Source organism: Streptomyces sp. NPDC051104, from assembly GCF_040682835.1.
GTDB classification, from domain to species: domain Bacteria; phylum Actinomycetota; class Actinomycetes; order Streptomycetales; family Streptomycetaceae; genus Streptomyces; species Streptomyces cynarae.
In genome coordinates this window covers 99,469-119,447 of the sequence record NZ_JBFBBS010000021.1, presented here as the reverse complement: position 1 = coordinate 119,447, position 19,979 = coordinate 99,469, and the positions used below count along the sequence as shown (strand labels likewise).

Annotated in this window: 18 protein-coding genes; 9 read left to right on the top strand and 9 right to left on the bottom strand. The window is 71.9% G+C overall.

Annotation, left to right across the window (positions count from 1 at the left end; genetic code table 11):
- Positions 1-579: 579 nt before the first annotated feature.
- Positions 580-729 carry a hypothetical protein gene (locus AB0N14_RS25820; protein ID WP_366028078.1) on the top strand — a complete coding sequence of 50 codons (150 nt, stop codon included), beginning with the start codon at positions 580-582 and terminating at the stop codon, positions 727-729.
- A 1-nt stretch (position 730) separates the two neighbouring features.
- Positions 731-1,765, top strand: a complete 1,035-nt coding sequence (trpS, locus tag AB0N14_RS25815) for a tryptophan--tRNA ligase (RefSeq protein ID WP_366028077.1) — start codon at positions 731-733, stop codon at positions 1,763-1,765.
- Positions 1,766-1,886: 121 nt separating this feature from the next.
- Here the strand turns inward: trpS and proC are convergent, their stop codons facing one another.
- The 4 genes from proC to AB0N14_RS25795 all read right to left on the bottom strand — a co-directional run bounded on the left by proC (position 1,887) and on the right by AB0N14_RS25795 (position 4,530).
- A complete protein-coding gene (proC, locus tag AB0N14_RS25810; protein ID WP_366028083.1) occupies positions 1,887-2,696 on the bottom strand; it encodes a pyrroline-5-carboxylate reductase in 810 nt (269 codons plus the stop codon).
- A gap of 135 nt (positions 2,697-2,831) precedes the next feature.
- Positions 2,832-3,608 carry a methyltransferase domain-containing protein gene (locus tag AB0N14_RS25805; protein ID WP_366028076.1) on the bottom strand — a complete coding sequence of 259 codons (777 nt, stop codon included), beginning with the start codon at positions 3,606-3,608 and terminating at the stop codon, positions 2,832-2,834.
- A 67-nt stretch (positions 3,609-3,675) separates the two neighbouring features.
- Entirely contained in the window at positions 3,676-4,170 is a 495-nt protein-coding gene (locus AB0N14_RS25800) for an EamA/RhaT family transporter (protein ID WP_366028075.1), read from the bottom strand.
- Between the two features lie 48 nt (positions 4,171-4,218).
- Entirely contained in the window at positions 4,219-4,530 is a 312-nt protein-coding gene (locus AB0N14_RS25795; RefSeq protein ID WP_366028074.1) for an SH3 domain-containing protein, read from the bottom strand.
- 181 nt (positions 4,531-4,711) lie between these two features.
- Here AB0N14_RS25795 and AB0N14_RS25790 point away from each other — a divergent pair, with 181 nt between their 5' ends.
- The gene (locus AB0N14_RS25790; protein WP_366028073.1) at positions 4,712-6,805 is read left to right on the top strand and encodes a serine/threonine-protein kinase; all 2,094 of its coding nucleotides are present in this window, start codon (positions 4,712-4,714) and stop codon (positions 6,803-6,805) included.
- 49 nt (positions 6,806-6,854) lie between these two features.
- Here AB0N14_RS25790 and ilvD read toward each other — a convergent pair whose 3' ends face one another.
- The 3 genes from ilvD to AB0N14_RS25775 form a co-directional block, all read right to left on the bottom strand.
- Entirely contained in the window at positions 6,855-8,708 is a 1,854-nt protein-coding gene (gene ilvD / locus AB0N14_RS25785; RefSeq protein WP_366028072.1) for a dihydroxy-acid dehydratase, read from the bottom strand.
- Between the two features lie 137 nt (positions 8,709-8,845).
- Positions 8,846-9,670, bottom strand: a complete 825-nt coding sequence (locus AB0N14_RS25780; protein WP_366028071.1) for a sugar phosphate isomerase/epimerase — start codon at positions 9,668-9,670, stop codon at positions 8,846-8,848.
- A gap of 166 nt (positions 9,671-9,836) precedes the next feature.
- The gene (locus AB0N14_RS25775) at positions 9,837-10,769 is read right to left on the bottom strand and encodes a Ppx/GppA phosphatase family protein (protein ID WP_366028070.1); all 933 of its coding nucleotides are present in this window, start codon (positions 10,767-10,769) and stop codon (positions 9,837-9,839) included.
- Between the two features lie 71 nt (positions 10,770-10,840).
- On the opposite strand from AB0N14_RS25775, the gene AB0N14_RS25770 reads away from it, so the two are divergent.
- Positions 10,841-11,710: a hypothetical protein gene (locus tag AB0N14_RS25770; protein WP_366028069.1), complete on the top strand. Its 870-nt coding sequence runs from the start codon at positions 10,841-10,843 to the stop codon at positions 11,708-11,710.
- 24 nt (positions 11,711-11,734) lie between these two features.
- Here AB0N14_RS25770 and AB0N14_RS25765 read toward each other — a convergent pair whose 3' ends face one another.
- A complete protein-coding gene (locus AB0N14_RS25765; RefSeq protein WP_366028068.1) occupies positions 11,735-13,453 on the bottom strand; it encodes a hypothetical protein in 1,719 nt (572 codons plus the stop codon).
- Between the two features lie 224 nt (positions 13,454-13,677).
- Between AB0N14_RS25765 and radA the strand changes: the two genes are divergently transcribed.
- Both radA and disA read left to right on the top strand, forming a co-directional pair.
- Positions 13,678-15,087 (top strand): DNA repair protein RadA, encoded by a 1,410-nt coding sequence (gene radA, locus AB0N14_RS25760; protein WP_366028067.1) that lies wholly within the window; start codon positions 13,678-13,680, stop codon positions 15,085-15,087.
- Positions 15,088-15,163: 76 nt separating this feature from the next.
- On the top strand, positions 15,164-16,288 hold the full coding sequence (gene disA, locus AB0N14_RS25755; protein ID WP_366028066.1) for a DNA integrity scanning diadenylate cyclase DisA: 1,125 nt from the start codon (positions 15,164-15,166) through the stop codon (positions 16,286-16,288).
- Between the two features lie 113 nt (positions 16,289-16,401).
- Here the strand turns inward: disA and AB0N14_RS25750 are convergent, their stop codons facing one another.
- Positions 16,402-17,214, bottom strand: coding sequence for a hypothetical protein (locus tag AB0N14_RS25750; RefSeq protein WP_366028065.1), 813 nt, complete (start codon positions 17,212-17,214; stop codon positions 16,402-16,404).
- A gap of 240 nt (positions 17,215-17,454) precedes the next feature.
- Between AB0N14_RS25750 and AB0N14_RS25745 the strand changes: the two genes are divergently transcribed.
- The 3 genes from AB0N14_RS25745 to AB0N14_RS25735 all read left to right on the top strand — a co-directional run bounded on the left by AB0N14_RS25745 (position 17,455) and on the right by AB0N14_RS25735 (position 19,964).
- Positions 17,455-18,420 carry an A/G-specific adenine glycosylase gene (locus AB0N14_RS25745; RefSeq protein WP_366028064.1) on the top strand — a complete coding sequence of 322 codons (966 nt, stop codon included), beginning with the start codon at positions 17,455-17,457 and terminating at the stop codon, positions 18,418-18,420.
- Positions 18,421-18,780: 360 nt separating this feature from the next.
- Entirely contained in the window at positions 18,781-19,320 is a 540-nt protein-coding gene (locus AB0N14_RS25740) for a SigE family RNA polymerase sigma factor (RefSeq protein ID WP_200422421.1), read from the top strand.
- A complete protein-coding gene (locus AB0N14_RS25735) occupies positions 19,308-19,964 on the top strand; it encodes a hypothetical protein (RefSeq protein ID WP_366028063.1) in 657 nt (218 codons plus the stop codon). Before AB0N14_RS25740 ends, AB0N14_RS25735 begins: the two co-directional genes overlap by 13 nt.
- The last annotated feature ends 15 nt before the right edge of the window (positions 19,965-19,979 follow it).

Here is a 19,979-nt window from a genome sequence, read left to right as displayed (position 1 = left end):
CTCGACCATCGGAATCATCCGACGGACGGGGTATCAACATATCTGGCGTTGACTTTTGGCACGCTGTTGAGTTCTCAAGGAACGGACGCTTCCTTCGTACTCACCGGAGAGACTCACTCTCTCGGCTTTCCTCCGGGCGCTTCCCTTCGGTGTTCCCGACTCTACCAGATCTTTCCGATCCGATTTCCTCGGCGCTTTCCGGCCTTTCGGCCTTCCGGCTTTGTCGACTCTATCAGATCCCTCAGTTCCCTTCGGGGTCCGACGCCCAGTCAACCGGGCTTGTCCTCGCGGCCCTTGGGCCGTTCCGACGAGTGAGACTTTAGCGGATTCCCGGCTCCCGAGCTAATCGGGGGCTTCGTTCCTGCATTCCGAAAATACGCACGGCAATACATACGACGACGTGGCGCCGATTGTCCGTTGGTACCTGCGGAATGGCTGCCCGGGGACCGACCGGAGTCGGCGCTCACGTCGGACAACCCGGAGAACACTACGGATCGGTCCGGTACGTGTCAACTCGGCCCCGTCCCCCCTTGCGTCAGGTCCCGGTGGGCGTACCCTCGATGCCATGACTTCGCGTACGTGCAACCATCTGTGGTGGGCCGCCTGACGGCGGCCGGACTCACGTATGCGTTCAACGGCCGCCGCCTCGGCGGCCGTTCTCGTATCTCCCTCCGGATCTCCGAGGGGCGGCCGGCCGAAGGCGGCGGCCCCGACCAGGAGGTGGAGTGAGATGACACGGGTCTTCAGCGGGGTCAAGCCGACCGGGCACCTGACGCTGGGAAACTACCTGGGCGCCATCCAGCGGTGGGTGGACGTCGACCAGCACCAGGCGGACGCGCTCTTCTGCGTCGTCGACCTGCATGCCTTGACCGTGGACCATGATCCGGCGCGGGTGCGCAGGCTCAGCCGGCAAGCGGCGACGCTGTTGCTGGCGGCTGGGCTCGAGCCGGAGCGGTGCACCCTGTTCGTCCAGAGCCACGTCGACGAGCACGCGCGGCTGTCGTACGTACTGGAGTGCGTGGCCACCGACGGTGAGATGCGGCGCATGATCCAGTACAAGGAGAAGGCCGCGCGGGAGCGGGAGCGGGGCGGGAGCGTACGGCTGTCCCTGCTGACGTATCCCGTGCTGATGGCCGCGGACATCCTGGCGTACGGGACGGACGAGGTGCCGGTCGGGGACGACCAGACGCAGCACGTGGAGCTGGCGCGGGATCTGGCCGTGCGGTTCAACCAGCGATACGGGCACACGTTCGTGGTGCCCCGGGCCACGCCCCCCAAGATCGCGACCCGCGTCATGAACCTTCAGGACCCGATGTCGAAGATGGGCAAGTCCGATGACTCCGGCCCTGGGATCGTCTACCTGCTCGATGAGCCGGACGTCGTACGGAAGAAGGTCATGCGTGCGGTGACCGACAGTGGGGCGGAGGTCGTGTACGACCGGGAGGCGCGGCCCGGCGTGGCCAATCTCCTGGAGATCCTCGCCGCGTGCTCCGGGGGTGATCCCGAGGAGTTGAGCGGTGCGTACACGTCGTACGGCGCCCTGAAGAAGGACACCGCGGAGGCCGTGGTCGAGCTGCTGAGGCCGGTGCAGGAGCGGCATCGGGAGTTGTGCGCCGATCCCGCGTATGTGGAGGACGTGCTGCACGGTGGCGCGGAGCGGGCCCGGGCGGTGGCCCGGCCGACCGTGGATGGCGCCTATCGCGCGATCGGCCTGCTGCCGGCGGCCTCCGGGGTGCGGGAGCCCGTGGTGAGCGCGGCTCGGTAGGCGCGCGATCCCGGGCATGGGGAGGTCGGTGTCCCTGAAGGGTGGCGGGTTCGCGCGCGTGGTGACCACGGAGGCGGTCGTGCGCGGGGCGGGGTGACCCGGCACCCGCCCCCGGAGGACGTCAGTTGTTGCCGGAGGCCAGTTCGCGGCTGCGGTCGCGGGCGGCTTCCAGGGCGGCGATGAGGGCGGCCCGTACGCCGTGGTTCTCCAGTTCGCGGATGGCGTTGATGGTGGTGCCGGCGGGGGACGTGACGTTCTCGCGGAGCTTGACCGGGTGCTCGCCGCTGTCGCGGAGCATCACCGCCGCGCCGATCGCGGACTGGACGATGAGGTCGTGGGCCTTGTCGCGGGGCAGGCCGAGCAGGATGCCGGCGTCGGTCATGGCCTCGACCAGGTAGAAGAAGTACGCCGGGCCTGAGCCGGACAGCGCGGTGCAGGCGTCCTGCTGGGACTCGGGGACACGGAGGGTCTTGCCGACGGCGCCGAAGATCTCCTCGGTGTGGGCCAGGTGGTCGGCGGTGGCGTGGGTGCCGGCGGAGATGACGGACATGGCCGCGTCGACGAGGGCGGGGGTGTTCGTCATGACGCGGACGACCGGGGTGCCGACGGCGAGGCGGGCCTCGAAGAAGGAGGTGGGGATGCCGGCGGCGCCGCTGATGACCAGGCGATCGGCGGGGACGTGAGGTGCGAGTTCGTCCAGGAGCGTGCCCATGTCCTGGGGCTTGACCGTGAGGATGAGCGTGTCGGCGCTCTTCGCGGCCTCGGGGTTGGTGACCGGGGTGACGCCGTAGCGGCTGCGGAGCTCTTCGGCCCGCTCCGGGCGGCGGGCGGTCACCAGGAGGTCGGCGGGGGCCCAGCCGGCTCGGATCATTCCGCTGAGCACGGCTTCGCCGATCTTGCCGGTACCGAGGACTGCGACTTTCTGGGTCATGGTGGTGGGGCCCTCCGGGGTGCGTCGTCCTTCGGTCATCCTCGCACCGGGGAGGGTGCGCTTGGCGGGTTGTCCGGTGGGCGGGACGGTGGCTGAGCGTTGCCGTGCCGGTCCAGGCACGACTGCCCGCAGCTACTAGAGCCGCCGGGCCACGATCAATAGCACGTCGTAGACCTCCTCGACACGGCCGTCCGGGAAGGTCTTGAGGAGGTGCTCCCGCTCCTCGGCGAGGAAGGCCCTGGCGCGTTCCTCGCCGCCGACCAGGAAGATCGAGTGGCTGCCGACGTTGGCGAGGTGGGTCTCGACGGGGACCGTGCGGCTCCAGCGGACGACGCGGCGGGCGTGGGCGGGGATCTCGGGGGCGCCTTCGAAGGCAAGGTCGGGACGGGTGTCGCCGGCGCCGTTCTTGGTGGCCTTGTCGGTGCCGAAGAAGCGCTTGATGCGGTCCGCCTGCTCGGTTATCCAGGGGACGTCCTGGGCGTCCATGTTCCACCACAGCGCGAGCGCGCCGCCCGGCCGCAGGACGCGCAGGGCCTCGGGGACCGAACGGGCCGGGTCGGTCCAGTGCCAGGACTGGGCGTAGGTGAGGACGTCGGTGGAGGCGGTGGCGAGGGGGAGGGCGTTGCCGTCGCCGCGCAGGAGGGGGACGTCGGGGAGGGTGCGGCGGAACTGGTCGGCCATGCCGGCGCCGGGCTCCACGGCGAGTACGTGCGCGCCGCGGGCCTTGAGCAGGGCGGTGGCGATACCGGTGCCGGCGCCGATGTCGGCCACGCGGGCGCCGGCGAGGGGGCGGTCGGCGAGGTCTTCGAGGGCGTCGAAGAGCGCGGGAGGGTAGGAGGGGCGGTTCGCGGCGTACTGGGCGGCGGCGGTGTTGAAGGAGTGGGCCCGGGCGGCTCGGGAGGGCGTGGTCATACGCCCATGGTGGCGGGGTGGCGGGGGCCGGGGCAGCGGGTTTACGCGGCGTTGGGCGGGGCCCGGGTCAGGAACGGCGCCGACGGGAGGGGTTGCCGGTGCGGCGCGAGGTGCGCTTCTGGTGGGCGGCGCGGGCCTGGTCGTACTCCTCGCGGTGGAGTTTCTCGCCGGGGGCCTCGGTCAGGGAGCGGAAGAAGTAGGCGAGGAGGGAGCCGACGAAGCCGATGGTGAGGAGGCCGCGGAGGGAGGACTGGCGCTCGGGGTCGGGGCGCTTGGTGAAGGCTCCCCAGGTGTGGCCGAACGCGAGTGCGCTGCACACGGCGAACATGACCACGACCAGGAACGTCACCGGTGCGCCGACGTCGGCGATGCTCAGGCCCTGGTAGGCGAAGCGCAGGACGAGGCAGGAGATCGCGGCTGCGGCGAGGGAGCCGGCGGACACGGCGATACGGCGGGCCGTGTAGCCGCCGTCATGATCCACCCAGGTGGTGCCGAAGAAGCGGATCGGTTCGGGGCGGGGGCCGCCCTTGGGGGTGTCCGGAGTGCCGTTGTCGTCGCTCACGCGTCGATTATCACTCCGGCGGCGGGCGGGCCCCCGCGGCGGGACGGGTCAGCAGCGCGAGGCGACGTAGCCGTCGCTGCCCGTGTTCACGTACGCGTCAGAGACGTACTCGCCGCTGTCGATGTTGTCCCATATGTTGCTCGTGCCGTACGGACCGGTCACCGTCGTGCCCGGCGTCTGGCAGTAGATCGGCACCTTGGCGCCCTCGGGCAGGACCCGGACGATGGTGTAGCCGGTGCCGGGGCCGCTGCGGACGTTGAGCCGGACGCCCGGGGCGACCGAGTAGTAGCGAAGGGCCGTCGTCGTGACGGCCTGCTGCTCGGTGCCGCGCTCGGCGTCTTCCACGTGGTCGACAGACATGGACATCCTCCCCCGTTGAGCCCCATGACTGTCATGGGGTCCCGTTGATTCCCTCGTGTCACATCTTCAAACACACATGTATGACGCGCGCGCGGAGGCTGGCAAGCCGCCTCGGTCTCGTACGAGTCATCGACTAGGCTCCGTGCGTCGCGCGCGCGGACGAACAGCACGGGGGTGGTCCATGACGCCACAGCGCAACACCGGAGCGGGCGCGGAAGCGGAACTTCCCGAGTACGCCGGTCACTACCGTCTGGACTCCTGCCTGGGCTCCGGCGGCATGGGCGTGGTGCACCTGGCCCGCAGCGCCTCCGGGATGAAGCTGGCGGTCAAGGTCGTCCACGCCGAGTACGCCAAGGACCCCGAGTTCAGGGGCCGTTTCCGGCAGGAGGTGGCCGCGGCCCGGAGGGTGAGCGGTGCCTTCACCGCGCCCGTCGTCGACGCCGACCCGGAGGCCGAACGGCCCTGGATGGCCACGCTGTTCATCCCCGGACCGACCCTGTCCGACCATGTGAAGCGGAACGGGCCCATGGTCCCCGCCCAGTTGCGCCGGCTGATGGCCGGGCTCGCGGAGGCGCTGCGCGACATCCATCGGGCCGGGGTCGTGCACCGGGATCTCAAGCCGAGCAACGTGCTGCTCGCCGAGGACGGCCCGAAGGTCATCGACTTCGGCATCTCCCGGCCGAAGGACAGCGAACTGCGCACCGAGACCGGCAAGCTGATCGGCACGCCGCCCTTCATGGCGCCCGAGCAGTTCCGGCGGCCGAGGGAGGTCGGGCCGGCCGCCGACGTCTTCGCGCTCGGGTCCGTGATGGTGCACGCGGCCACCGGGCGGGGGCCGTTCGACTCGGACAGTCCGTACATCGTGGCCTACCAGGTGGTGCACGACGAACCGGAGTTGGCCGGCGTACCGGACGATCTGGCGCCGCTGGTGCTGCGGTGCCTCGCCAAGGAGCCCGAGGACCGGCCCACGCCGGACGAACTGATGCGGGAACTGCGGTCGGTGGCGGCCTCGTACGACACCCAGCCGTTCATACCGGCACAGCGGACGGGCGACAGCGACGTACCGAAGTCCGCGGCCGGCCCCGAGAAGCCGCAGCCGCGGCTGAGGGGGCTGCTGCGCAAGCGGGTGGCTCTGGCCGCCGGGGCGCTCGGTCTGGTGGCCGTCGGCGCGTTCGCCTCGATTCCCCTGCTGGGAGACGGCGGGCCGCCGCGGGCCACCACCCGGTCGGCCCCGGCGGACGGATTCCATCAATGGCAGACGCCTCCGGTTTCCGGAGGCACCAATACGCCCCACTGTTCTTACGGGGCGGGGAAGCTGCTCTGCGCACGGGCAGGGCTCGTCTACGCCCTCGATCCGGCCGACGGCACGCTGCTGTGGCGGCACGGCGTCGCCACGGCGCTCAGGAGTGGGCCGCCGGTCCTGTCAGGGGGTCTCGTCCAGCCGCTGCTGGGCGAGGGGCAGCGGCTGGAGGCGTTGGACCCCGCTTCGGGCAGGACGCGTTGGCAGCGCGGCGTCCCGTCGTACAACGGATTGCGGTCCGCCGGAGGCACGCTGCTGATCACCGGCAAGGACGGCACCGTCACCGGCGTCGACAGCGCGTCGGGCGACACGAAATGGCGCCGGCGGATCCCCGGCCAGAGCATGCCCCTGTTCACCTCGTTCCCCGGAGACCCGACGGCGTACGCGGCGAGCGTCTCCGACGACGGGAGCAGGACGCGCGTCACCGCGGTGGACCCGGTGACCGGCGACGTGCGGTGGGACGCCCGGCTCAGCGGGCAGCTCGAACCCTTCGCCTCCGAGGACGGCTCCCTCTTCTTCCTCTCCCTGGGCGCCTACGGGGAGACGAGAGCGGTCGTCCGCTACGCCCCCGGTTCCGGGTCGGAGCGCCGCGTACCCCTGACCATCGCGCTGGAGAGCGCGCACGCCACCGTGCACGGAACCGTCGTCTACCTCCTGGCGGCGGGCGGTGCGCTGAAGGCCGTCGACCTGGACACGCGGAAGGAACTGTGGCATCTGGAAACGTCGGTGAGCCGCGGCTCGGCGCCGGTCGTGGCCGATGGGCAGGTGTACTTCACGGCGGCCGACGGGCGGCTCATCGCCGTCGACGCCCGTGACGGGAAGCTCACCGGTCAGACCCGGCCACGGCTGGGCCCGAGCTCGGACCGGGTCATGGCCGCGCTGCCCGAACCCCTGGTCATCGACCACCACGTCTACGCCACCGCCCCCGACGGCACCGTCTTCGCCGTCGACGGACGCGAGCCGGCCCGCTGGTAGGACGCGAAAGGGCCGCCCGGCGACGGACGGCCCTTCCCGGAGTGAACCCTCAGCCCAGCTTGGTCACATCGCGCACGGCGCCCTTGTCCGCGCTCGTCGCCATCGCGGCGTACGCGCGCAGTGCCGCGGAGACCTTGCGGTCGCGGTTCGCGGGGGCGTAGACGCCGTTCAGCGCGGCACGGCGGGTGTCGAGCTCCTCGTCGGACACCAGGAGCTCGATCGTGCGGTTCGGGATGTCGATGCGGATGCGGTCGCCGTCCCGCACCAGGGCGATCGTGCCGCCGGAGGCCGCCTCGGGGGACGCGTGGCCGATCGACAGGCCCGACGTGCCGCCGGAGAAGCGGCCGTCCGTGATCAGCGCGCAGGCCTTCCCGAGGCCCCGGCCCTTCAGGTACGAGGTCGGGTACAGCATCTCCTGCATGCCGGGGCCGCCCTTGGGGCCCTCGTAGCGGATGACGACGACGTCGCCCTCCTTGACCTGCTGGGTGAGGATCTTCTCGACGGCCTCCTCCTGCGACTCGCAGACCACCGCCGGGCCCTCGAAGGTCCAGATCGACTCGTCGACGCCCGCGGTCTTCACCACGCAGCCGTCCTCGGCCAGGTTGCCCTTGAGGACCGCGAGACCGCCGTCCTTGGAGTACGCGTGCTCCGCGGAGCGGATGCAGCCGTTCTCCGCGTCCTCGTCGAGGGCCTCCCAGCGCTCCGACTGGGAGAACGCCTCGGCCGAGCGGACGCAGCCGGGGGCCGCGTGCCACAGTTCCACGGCCTTCGGGGAGGGGGAGCCGCCGCGGACGTCCCACGTCTTCAGCCAGTCCGCGAGGGAGGGGCTGTGGACGGCGTGCACGTCCTCGTTCAGCAGGCCCGCGCGGTGCAGCTCGCCGAGGAGGGCGGGGATGCCGCCGGCGCGGTGCACGTCCTCCATGTAGTACGTGCGGTTCTTGGCGACGTTCGGGGCGACCTTCGCCAGGCACGGGACCCGGCGCGAGACATGGTCGATCTCCTCCAGGCCGAAGGGGACGCCCGCCTCCTGGGCCGCCGCCAGCAGGTGCAGGATCGTGTTGGTGGAGCCGCCCATCGCGATGTCGAGGGCCATCGCGTTCTCGAAGGCGGAGAAGGTGGCGATGTTGCGCGGCAGGACCGTGTCGTCGTCCTGCTCGTAGTAGCGGCGGGTGAGGTCCATGACCGTGCGGGCCGCGTCCACGTACAGCTGCTCGCGGGCGGTGTGGGTGGCGAGGACCGAGCCGTTGCCGGGGAGGGAGAGGCCGATCGCCTCGGTCAGGCAGTTCATCGAGTTGGCGGTGAACATGCCGGAACACGAGCCGCAGGTCGGACAGGCGTTCTCCTCGATACGGAGGATGTCCTCGTCGGAGACCTTGTCGTTCACGGCGTCGGAGATCGCGTCGACCAGGTCGAGGGTGCGGACGGTGCCGTCGACCAGGGTGGCCCGGCCGGACTCCATGGGGCCGCCGGAGACGAAGACCGTCGGGATGTTCAGGCGCAGCGCGGCCATCAGCATGCCCGGGGTGATCTTGTCGCAGTTGGAGATGCAGACCAGGGCGTCGGCGCAGTGGGCCTCCACCATGTACTCCACGCTGTCCGCGATCAGGTCGCGGGAGGGCAGGGAGTACAGCATGCCGCCGTGGCCCATGGCGATGCCGTCGTCCACCGCGATGGTGTTGAACTCACGCGGAATACCGCCGGCCTCCTTGATCGCCTCGCTGACGATCCGGCCGACCGGCTGGAGGTGGGTGTGGCCCGGGACGAACTCGGTGAAGGAGTTGGCGACGGCGATGATCGGCTTCCGTCCGATGTCCGCACCGGGTACACCGGAGGCGCGCATAAGGGCGCGGGCGCCCGCCATGTTGCGGCCGTGGGTGACTGTGCGGGACCTCAGCTCGGGCATCGTCGCTCGCTCCTTCGGAGAGTTCCACCAGGGAGCCTGGCGGAGTTCTGGCTCACGTCGAGCGTACGCCGGTGCTCCAAGGGACGGACACGATGTCCGGAATGCGGGACGCGGGTCTCAGCTGGGTCCGAGCACGCTCACCGGCGGGGCACCCGCACCGCCGACGCCAGGTGCAGCCGGGTGAAGGCGAGGGCCTCCGCGAGGTCCGCCTCGCGCTCGGCGCCGGACATGGCGCGGCGGGTGTTGACCTCGATGACGACGTACCCGTCGAAGCCGCCCAGAGCCAGCCGCTCCAGGACCTCGGCGCAGGGCTGTACGCCGCGGCCGGGGACGAGGTGCTCGTCCTTGTTCGAGCCGTTGCCGTCGGCGAGGTGGACGTGGCCGAGGCGGTCGCCCATGCGGTCGAGCATCTGCAGGGCGTCCGTGCGGGCCGTCGCGGCGTGGCTGAGGTCGATCGTGAAGTGCCGGTAGTCGTCCTTCGTGACGTCCCAGTCGGGGGCGTAGGCGAGCATCTCGCGGTCCCTGTAGCGCCACGGGTACATGTTTTCGACGGCGAACCGCACATCTGTCTCGTTCGCCATGCGCCAGACGCCGTCGACGAAGTCACGCGCGTACTGCCGCTGCCAGCGGAAGGGCGGATGCACCACGACGGTGCCGGCGCCGAGCTTCTCGGCGGCCGCGCGGGCCCGCTGGAGTTTGACCCAGGGGTCGGTGGACCACACCCGCTGTGTGATCAGCAGACAGGGGGCGTGGACGGCCAGAATGGGGATCTGGTGGTAGTCGCTGAGTCGGCGCAGCGCCTCGATGTCCTGGCTGACCGGGTCGGTCCACACCATGACCTCGACCCCGTCGTACCCGAGGCGCGCGGCGATCTCGAAGGCCGTCGCCGTCGACTCCGGGTAGACGGAGGCCGTCGACAGCGCGACCTTCGCATCCGGGATGCGCACCGCTGGTTCTGCCACGAGGGACAGGGTACGGGGTGCCTCCGGCGGTTGGGCCGGGAGTGGGGGGTGGGGGTGGCCGAGGTCACTAGGGGCTGTCTTGTGGATCAGCTCGGCGTCACGGGCCGTGGCCGCTCGCGCCCACGCCGGGGAGTCGCATCTGTCGCAGACCCGCGCCCCTGCGGGCTCACACAGAGCCCATGTGGTCCAGCCGCCGCAGGATCACGCCCTCCCGCAGTGCCCAGGGGCATATCTCCAGCGTCTCCACGCCGAACAGATCCATCGCCGCCTCCGCGACCAGCGCCCCGGCCACCAGCTGGCCCGCGCGGCCGTCGGAGACGCCCGGGAGCTCCGCGCGCTGCGCGGCCGTCATCCCGGCGAGCTGGGGCACCCAGCCCTCCAGTGACTCCCGCTTCAGCTCGCGCTGGACGTACAGGCCCTCGGCGGAGCGGGCGGCCCCGGCGAGGCGGGCGAGCTGCTTGAACGTCTTGGAGGTGGCGACGACGTGGTCGGGCGCCCCGAAGCGGCTGAACTCGCCGACCGTGCGGGCGATCTCGGTCCGTACGTGGCGGCGCAGCGCCCTGACGTCCTCGGGGTCGGGCGGGTCGCCGGGCAGCCAGGCGGCGGTCAGCCGGCCGGCGCCCAGCGGCAGGGACACCGCGGCGTCGGGTTCCTCGTCGATGCCGTAGGCGATCTCCAGGGAGCCGCCGCCGATGTCGAGGACGAGGAGTTTGCCCGCGGACCAGCCGAACCAGCGGCGGGCGGCGAAGAAGGTCAGCCGGGCCTCCTCCTCGCCGGTCAGCACCTGCAACTCGACGCCCGTGGCGTCCTCGACCCGGGCGAGGACGTCGTCGGCGTTGCCGGCCTCGCGCACCGCGGAGGTGGCGAACGGCAGCAGGTCCTCGACGCCCTTGTCCTCGGCGGCCTGGAGGGCGTCCCGGACGACGGCGATCAGCCTGTCCACGCCCTCCCGGCCGATGGCTCCACCGCCGTCCAGGAGTTCGGCGAGCCGCAGCTCCGCCTTATGCGAGTGCGCGGGCAGGGGGCGCGCGCCGGGGTGGGCGTCCACCACCAGCAGATGCACCGTGTTCGAACCCACGTCGAGGACACCGAGTCTCATGTACGGAACGCTACTGCCAGTGTCGGGATCTGCCGTCCCCGGAGCGGTCCGGGGCCACTTACTCTGGAGGCGTGCCAAAGACGAAAAAGGCGAAGACCGACAAATCCTCCAAGGGATCGCAGGATTCTTCGCAGGCGAAGGCGTCCCCGTCGGAGAAGGCCCTGAAGATGGCGAAGAAAGCCCTGAAGGCGAGTGACGAGAAGGGGCTCGACTTCGCGCGCGCATGGGTGGAGTTTCCGGATCCGACCGACGACGAGCAGGTCTTCCGCTGCGATCTGACATGGCTGACCTCGCGCTGGAACTGCATCTTCGGGAGCGGCTGCCAGGGCATCCAGGCGGGCCGCGCGGACGACGGGTGCTGCACGTTGGGGGCGCACTTCTCGGACGAGGACGACGAGAAGCGGGTGGCCGAGCACGTGGCACGGCTCACCCCGGAGATCTGGCAGCACCATGACGTGGGCACGGAGACGGGCTGGGTCGCGGAGGACGACGAAGGGTCCCGGCAGACCCGCCCGTACCAGGGCTCGTGCATCTTCCAGAACCGCCCCGGGTTCGCGGGCGGCGCGGGCTGCTCGCTGCACATCCTCGCCCTCAGGGAGGGCCGCGAACCGCTGGAGACCAAGCCGGACGTGTGCTGGCAGCTGCCGATCCGGCGCACGTACGAGTGGATCGACCGGCCCGACGACACCCGGGTGCTGCAGGTGTCGATCGGTGAGTACGACCGCCGGGGCTGGGGTCCGGGCGGCCACGACCTGCACTGGTGGTGCACGTCGGCGACGTCGGCGCACGGCGCGGGCGAGCCGGTGTACGTCTCCTACCGGGCGGAGCTGACCGAGCTGATGGGCAAGGCGGGGTACGACCGCCTGGCCGAGCTGTGCGAGCAGCGCCTGGCGTCGCAGCTGCCGCTGGTGGCACCGCATCCCGCGGATCCCGTGGCCTGACGGTATCGGCACGGACAAGGCGGCCTACGAGGCGGGGCTCGGCGCGCCGCTGTCGGTGGGCGTCGGGCTGGAGGCCGATGGGTCGGAGGGCGACGGGCTGGAGGTCGGCGGGTCGGTCGGGGTCGGGTCGCCTGGGGTGGGGTCGGAGCCGGGCGGCGGACCGGTCGGTGAGGGGTCGGACGGTACGGTCCGGGTGGGGGTGGGGCGCGGCTCGGACGGGCCCGCCGCGCCGTAGCCGTCGATCGAGACGACGGCGCCCGCCGGGGCCACCGCCACCTGCGCGTGCCAGGGGCCGGCGGGCTCGTGGAGGTGGTCGACGTAGACGCGGATCGTGAACGACGCGCCGGGGTCGAGCGTGCCCGAGGACTGGTTGATGTACAGCCAGGAGGCGCCCGTGGTCGCGGACCAGTGGACCGGTGAGCCGCCGGACGCGGTGAGGGTGATCAAGGTGGTGGTGCCGTCGTTGCGGGCCGTCACCGCCAGGTGCCCCTCGCCCGGGGCGCCCGTCGACACGCCGATGACCTCGACGGAGACGTCGGGTGTGCGTCCGTCCTTGCCGGGGACGCGGGCGCCGGGCCTCGCGCTGGCGTTGCCCGCGTTCTCGTACCCGCCCGCGCCCTCGCCGCCGAGCGGCGCCGTGCCCTCCACCTCGCGCGCGGTGACGGGGCGGCCGTCGGCGGCCTCGCCGGTGAGGGGGCCGCGGTAGGCGGCCCACAGGGCGAACACCGGGGCGGCGACCACGGTTGCGACGACGGTCGTGGTGACGGCACGCGCGCGGAGGCGGTCGCGGCGGGCCGCGTGGTCCTTCGGATCCATGGGGAAGCCGCGCCGGTCGAAGCGGGGGGCGCCGCCACGCGCGCGTACGGCGTGCGTCATCGCGGTGTGCAGGGCCGCGCGCGGGGCCTGAAGGACGGGTAGCGCGGCGGGGGTGACGCTGGTGCCGGGCCAGGTGCCGGGAACGGCGCGCTCGGCGGTGCGGCGGCAGCGCGGGCAGTCGTCGACGTGCCGGACGAGTTCGCGGCGCAGGGCGGCGCTGAGGACGAGCTGGTGGTCGCCGGTGAGGCGGGCGACGTCCGGACAGGTGCCGGTCTCGACGACGGCGAGGGCGGCACGGGTGCGCTCCACCTCGCAGGCGGCGGCGGCCAGCAGCTCCCGGGTGGCGGTGGGGTCCAGGCCGAGCACGGCGGCGACCTCGCGGGGGGCGAGCTGGTGGCGTACCGCGAGTTCCAGCGCTTCCCGCTGCTCGGGGGTGGTGCCGGCGGCCTCCGGCCAGGCGAGCTGGGCGAGCTCGCGGCGGCGTAGCTCCTCGGTCTCCTCGGTCGGCTCGGGGGTGGTGCCGAGGGCCGCGGCGGCGCGCCGGTCGGCGGCTTCCTTGTGCGCGCCGAGGTCGCGGTCGCGCCCGGCCCGGCGGTGGCGCGCCTCGGCGAGGCGGCGCAGACAGGACCAGCGGGTGAGGGCGTACAGCCAGGCGCGGTGGTCGTCGTGGGACCGCGGGCCGCGGGTGCCGCGGCGCTCGGCGAGCGCGAGGGCGTCCCCGAGGGTCTCGGTCGCCGCGTCGTGATCGCACAGCACGGACAGGCAGTAGGTGAACAGCCCGTCCACGTAGGGGTCATAGCGCGCGGGCAGGCGCTGCGCCAGGGTGCGAGGGGTCGCGCCACGGGGCGCGCTTCCCCGCTGCCGCGCGTCGTAGCGCGCCGGGTGTGCGCCGGTGGCGTGCGTCGAGATCTCCGGCCTGCTGCTCATCACCCGTGCGACCGTAGGCGGCGATGACCGGCACCTTCTTCCCCCTTGAGCACTTTTACTCCGTACGGGTGAAACGATCCCTCATAAGGGGACAGGAACGATGTATTCCGCATCTTGGGGGGCGCGCAGGGCGGCAGGGCGCCGGATTGTAGGACCGCCCTGCCGAGGCTCTGCTCCCGGTTGCCCTGAGCCGGTTGTCAGTGGCCCCCGCTACGGTTTCGACCATGGCTGCCCGTACGAAGACCTCCAAGGACCGGCCGTCCTACCGCTGCACCGAGTGCGGCTGGCAGACGGCCAAGTGGCTCGGCCGCTGCCCCGAATGCCAGGCCTGGGGGACGATCGAGGAGTACGGCGCGCCCGCCGTGCGGACGACGACACCGGGGCGGGTGACCACCTCCGCCCTGCCGATCGGCCAGGTCGACGGGCGGCAGGCCGCCGCCCGCCCCACCGGCGTGCCCGAGCTGGACCGCGTCCTCGGCGGCGGACTCGTACCGGGCGCGGTCGTGCTGCTGGCGGGCGAACCCGGCGTCGGCAAGTCCACGCTGCTGCTCGACGTCGCGGCGAAGGCGGCGAGCGACGAGCACCGCACGCTGTATGTGACCGGCGAGGAGTCCGCGAGCCAGGTGCGGCTGCGCGCCGACCGCATCGGAGCCATCCACGACGACCTCTACCTGGCGGCGGAGACGGACCTCGCGGCCGTCCTCGGCCACCTGGACGCGGTCAAGCCGTCCCTGCTCGTGCTCGACTCGGTCCAGACCGTCGCCTCCCCGGAGATCGACGGCGCGCCCGGCGGCATGGCCCAGGTGCGCGAGGTCGCCGGGGCCCTGATCCGCGCCTCCAAGGAGCGCGGCATGGCCACGCTCCTGGTGGGCCACGTCACCAAGGACGGCGCGATCGCGGGCCCGCGCCTGCTGGAGCACCTGGTGGACGTCGTCCTGCACTTCGAGGGCGACCGGCACGCGCGCCTGCGCCTGGTCCGGGGCGTCAAGAACCGCTACGGCGCCACGGACGAGGTCGGCTGCTTCGAGCTCCACGACGAGGGCATCACGGGTCTCGCGGACCCCAGCGGCCTGTTCCTGACCCGCCGCGACGAGCCGGTCCCCGGCACCTGCCTCACCGTCACCCTGGAGGGCCGCCGCCCCCTGGTGGCCGAGGTGCAGGCCCTGACCGTCGACTCGCAGATCCCCTCCCCGCGGCGTACGACGTCCGGCCTGGAGACCTCCCGCGTCTCGATGATGCTCGCCGTGCTGGAACAGCGCGGCCGGATCAGCGCCCTGGGCAAGCGGGACATCTACTCCGCGACCGTCGGCGGCGTGAAGCTCTCCGAACCGGCCGCCGACCTGGCGGTGGCACTGGCACTGGCGAGCGCCGCGAGCGACACCCCGCTGCCCAAGAACCTGGTGGCGATCGGCGAGGTCGGCCTCGCCGGAGAGGTCAGACGGGTCACGGGCGTCCAGCGCCGCCTGGCCGAGGCCCACCGCCTGGGCTTCACCCACGCCCTCGTACCTACCGATCCTGGGAGGATCCCGTCCGGGATGAAGGTGCTGGAAGTGGCGGACGTGGGGGACGCGCTGCGGGTCCTCCCCCGCTCCCGTCGCCGAGAGGCCCCACGGGAGGAGGAGGACCGCCGGTAGACTTTGCCCTGGTCTCGCCCGTCGAACCGAGTGTGCGATACGGGAGCGCCCCAGAACCTGCGACCGGAGGAGTGCAGTGGCAGCCAACGACCGGGCAGCAGCTCCCGGAAAGTCCGGTGGGAGTGCCGGTTCCGATCGCCTGATGCGCGCCTCACTGAGCGCCGTGGCACCTGGCACGCCCCTGCGTGACGGACTGGAGCGCGTGCTCCGCGGCAACACCGGCGGCCTCATCGTGCTCGGCTCGGACAAGACCGTCGAGGCGATGTGCACGGGCGGCTTCGTCCTGGACGTCGAGTTCACGGCGACCCGCCTGCGCGAGCTGTGCAAGCTCGACGGCGGCATCGTGCTGTCCTCGGACCTGTCGAAGATCCTCAGGGCGGGCGTGCAGTTCGTGCCCGACGCGACGATCCCCACGGAGGAGACGGGCACCCGGCACCGTACGGCGGACCGGGTGAGCAAGCAGGTCGGCTTCCCGGTGGTCTCCGTCTCCCAGTCGATGCGGCTGATCGCGCTGTACGTCGACGGGCAGCGCCGCGTCCTGGAGGACTCGGCGGCGATCCTGTCCCGCGCCAACCAGGCCCTGGCCACCCTGGAGCGGTACAAGCTCCGCCTGGACGAGGTGGCCGGGACGCTGTCCGCGCTGGAGATCGAGGACCTGGTGACGGTCCGGGACGTCTCCGCGGTGGCGCAGCGGCTGGAGATGGTGCGCCGCATCGCCACCGAGATCGCGGAGTACGTGGTCGAGCTGGGCACGGACGGCCGCCTCCTCGCCCTCCAACTCGACGAGTTGATCGCGGGCGTGGAGCCCGAGCGCGAACTGGTGGTCCGCGACTACGTGCCGGAACCGACCGCGAAGCGTTCCCGCACGGTCGAGGAGGCGCTGGCCGAGCTGGACGCGCTGAGCCACGCGGAGCTCCTGGAGATGTCCACGGTCGCCAAGGCGCTGGGTTACACCGGCTCCCCCGAGGCGCTCGACTCCGGGGTGTCCCCGCGCGGCTTCCGCCTGCTGGCGAAGGTCCCGCGGCTGCCCGGCGCGATCATCGACCGCCTGGTGGAGCACTTCGGCGGCCTCCAGAAACTGCTCGCGGCCAGCGTGGACGACCTGCAGACGGTGGACGGCGTGGGCGAGGCCCGGGCGCGGAGCGTACGCGAGGGCCTGTCGCGGCTGGCGGAGTCCTCGATCCTCGAACGGTACGTCTGACCGACGGCTGAGCCGGGGCCGGGGCACTGTGACGTGCACGGCACCCGGCAGTCGGGGTTGCCGTACCCGCGGGCCGGGGCCCGCGACGCCGAGCTCATGCGAAAGACAGGCCCCTAGTCCTTCGCCAGCACGAACGACGTCTGCGTCTTCGGGAAGCCGGGGACCTTCGCCTCGACCAGGTAGGTGCCCGCCGGCGCGGAACCCGCCGGCGGTGTCGCGCAGTTGGGTGCGCTGTGCTTGCGGTCCCACTTCACGGTGTAGGTGACCTGCTCGTTCGCGGGCACCCGGAACAGCGCGCCGCCCGAGCCGCCGGGGCAGTCCGCCGAGGTCCAGAAGGCGTTGCCGCTTCCGGTCTGAGTGATCGTCAGCACCGCGTACTTGGGGCCGAGGTCGACCTTGCAGTCGCTGCCGGAGGTGTTCTTGGCGATCAGCTGGAAGGTGGGGGTGTCCCCGGGCTCGTAGGTGTTGTGCAGGCTCCGCAGCGTCAACTGCACCGCGCCCGAAGCACAGTTGGGCAGCATCGCGCCGCCGCCGACGGGTAGCTGGTCGGCGGAAGAGGAAGTGCCGCCGCTGCCACCGCCGTTGGCCCCGTCGCCCGTGCCACCGGATCCGGCGCCGCCCGTTCCGCCGGAGGCTCCGGAGCCCGACGACCCGGAGGACCCGGAACCGTCGCCACCGCCCGACTCGTCACGCCCGCCCGGGCGTTGACTGATCGCGGGCCCCGTACCGGACGGGCCCGGCGTGATCGACGACGTGGGACGCTTGCCGTTCGAGCCGTCCGCCTTGTTCTTCCCGCCGCCGCCGGACGAGGTGACCGCCCACACGACGAGCAGCACCAACAGGGCGACCACGGACAGCACTACGGCCCTCCGTCGCCAGTAGATGGAGGAGGGAAGCGGCCCAACCGGATTGCGCAGAGATCCCACGGCGCAAACTGTACGAGAGATCTCCCCCACACCTGGCCCCACCCGCCGCCCGGGCCACAACTTTTCCGGATCATCATCTCGGAGAACCGCGTCCGCCGAGCCGGTGGCTCTCCGGGGAGGTGCCCTCACCCACGGACACCGAGCCCGACCGCCGGAGCCCACGAGAGGTCATCCCGGACAAAACGACCCCGAGCCGGTCCCCCACCCGACCACCCCCGGCATGGCAGGATCGACTACGCCATGACTGCACCCACCGCCCCCACCCCCGCCACCGCCACCGCCACCGCCCAGACCGACGGCACCCCCGGCTCCACCGCCACCGGCCAAGCCCCCGGCACGGTCCTGCACGGCCCGGTCATCGCCTGGTTCGAGCAGCACGCCCGTGATCTCCCGTGGCGGCGCCCGGAGGCCGGCCCCTGGGGCGTGATGGTCAGTGAGTTCATGCTGCAGCAGACGCCGGTCAACCGCGTCCTGCCCGTCTACGAGCAGTGGCTCACCCGCTGGCCCCGCCCGGCCGACCTGGCCAAGGAACCCCCCGGCGAAGCGGTCCGCGCCTGGGGCCGCCTCGGCTACCCCCGCCGCGCCCTCCGCCTGCACGGCGCCGCGGTCGCCATAACGGAACGGCACGGCGGCGACGTCCCCACCGACCACGCCCAGCTCCTCGCCCTGCCCGGCATCGGCGAGTACACGGCCGCCGCCGTCGCGTCGTTCGCGTACGGCCAGCGGCACCCGGTGCTCGACACCAATGTGCGCCGGGTCCTGGCCCGCGCGGTCACCGGCGTGCAGTACCCGCCCAACGCCACCACCGCCGCCGAGCGCAGGCTCGCCCGGGAACTGCTGCCGGAGGACGAGCGCACCGCCGCGCGCTGGGCCGCCGCCTCCATGGAACTGGGCGCGCTGATCTGCACGGCGAAGAACGAGAACTGCCACCGCTGCCCGGTCGCCACGCTTTGCGCCTGGCGGCTGGCCGGGAAGCCCGAGCACGACGGCCCGCCGCGCCGCGGCCAGACGTACGCGGGCACCGACCGTCAGGTGCGCGGCCGACTGCTGGCCGTGCTGCGGGAGGCCGTGGGCCCGGTACCGCAGTCGATGCTCGACCGCGTGTGGGACGACCCGGTGCAGCGCGCCCGCGCCCTGGACGGCCTGGTCTCCGACGGCCTGGTGGAGCCCCTCCCGGGGCGCCTCTACCGCCTGCCCCTCACCTGACCCGTCCGAGCGCCCCGCTCGGTGACTTCACAGCCATCCCTTGGTCCCGTCACAGCGACACCGCCGCCACATCACAGCCTCCCGCCCCCTACCCGCCTGACGAATCACCCCGTACCCGCCCCAACTCCCGCCTGCCTTTACCCCGTTCCTACGCCTGTTACACAACCGACGGACAGCCGAGTGCTCTCCGCAGCCTGGAACGGACAACGCCGTGACAACTCGTCCGTAACTTCATATGCGTGCCGCCGACAGTGCGGCACCGGGGCTCGGGACGAGCCCACTCGAGGTTGTGAGGAACCGGCCGGGCTGCGGGGCGCAGCCGGACCACAGGTCGGAAAACGGGGAACGGAGGCGGTTGGAATGGCGCACGGCGAGGTGCTCGAGTTCGAAGAGTACGTACGTACCCGGCAGGACGCGCTGCTGCGCAGCGCGCGCCGGCTGGTCCCCGACCCGACCGACGCCCAGGACCTGCTGCAGACCGCGCTGGTGCGCACGTACGGCCGCTGGGACGGCATCGCGGACAAGCGGCTGGCCGACGCCTACCTGCGCCGCGTCATGATCAACACGCGGACCGAGTGGTGGCGCTCGCGCAAACTGGAGGAGGTCCCCACCGAGCAGCTCCCGGACGCGTCGGTGGAGGACTCCACGGAGCAGCACGCGGCCCGTGCCCTGCTGATGGACGTGCTGAAGGTGCTCGCTCCCAAGCAGCGCAGCGTCGTCGTGCTGCGACACTGGGAGCAGATGTCCACGGAGGAGACGGCCGCCGCCCTCGGCATGTCGGCCGGTACGGTCAAGAGCACGCTGCACCGGGCGCTCGCCCGGCTCCGGGAGGAGCTGGAAGCCCGCGACCTGGACGCACGCGCGCTGGAGCGTGAGGAGCGGGAGCGTTGCGCGGCCTAGGCACGGGGGTCATACGGCTCAGCGGAGCCCTGAAGGCGGTGACGGCGGCGGTGGCCGCGGTCACCGCCCTCGGGCTTTTCGTCTCCGCCTGCGCCACCGGCGGCGCGGGCGCCCGGGACGAGGGCCCCGCGGGCAGCGACCCGGTGATCTCGGGTGCCGCCACGCCGTCGCCGTCGCCCACCACCAAGGAGCCCACACGCGCCGAAGTGGTGAAGATCGTCAAAGATGACCCGCAGGTCGCCAAGGTGGTCAAGGAGGACCTGAAGCCCTGCGTGGCCGACGAGTATCCGGTCGACGTGTCCTACGGCGACCTCACAGGCGGCGATGTCGACGACATCGTGGTCAACGTGATGACGTGCGGTGACGCGGTCGGGATCGGCTCGTACGTGTACCGGATGAAGAACCACAGGTACCAGAATGTGTTCAAGGCCGAGGAGCCGCCGGTCTACGCGGAGATCGACCGCGGCGACCTGGTGGTGACCCAGCAGATGTACGAGAAGGGCGACCCGGTGTCGTACCCCTCCAGCGAGGAAGTGATCACCTACGACTGGAGGACCAGCCACTTCACCGAGATATCCCGCACGCGCAACGAGTACAGCAACGCTGTGGGCAACAGCGGCACCGCCGCCCCCACCAAGAACTGACACGGACCCCTACTG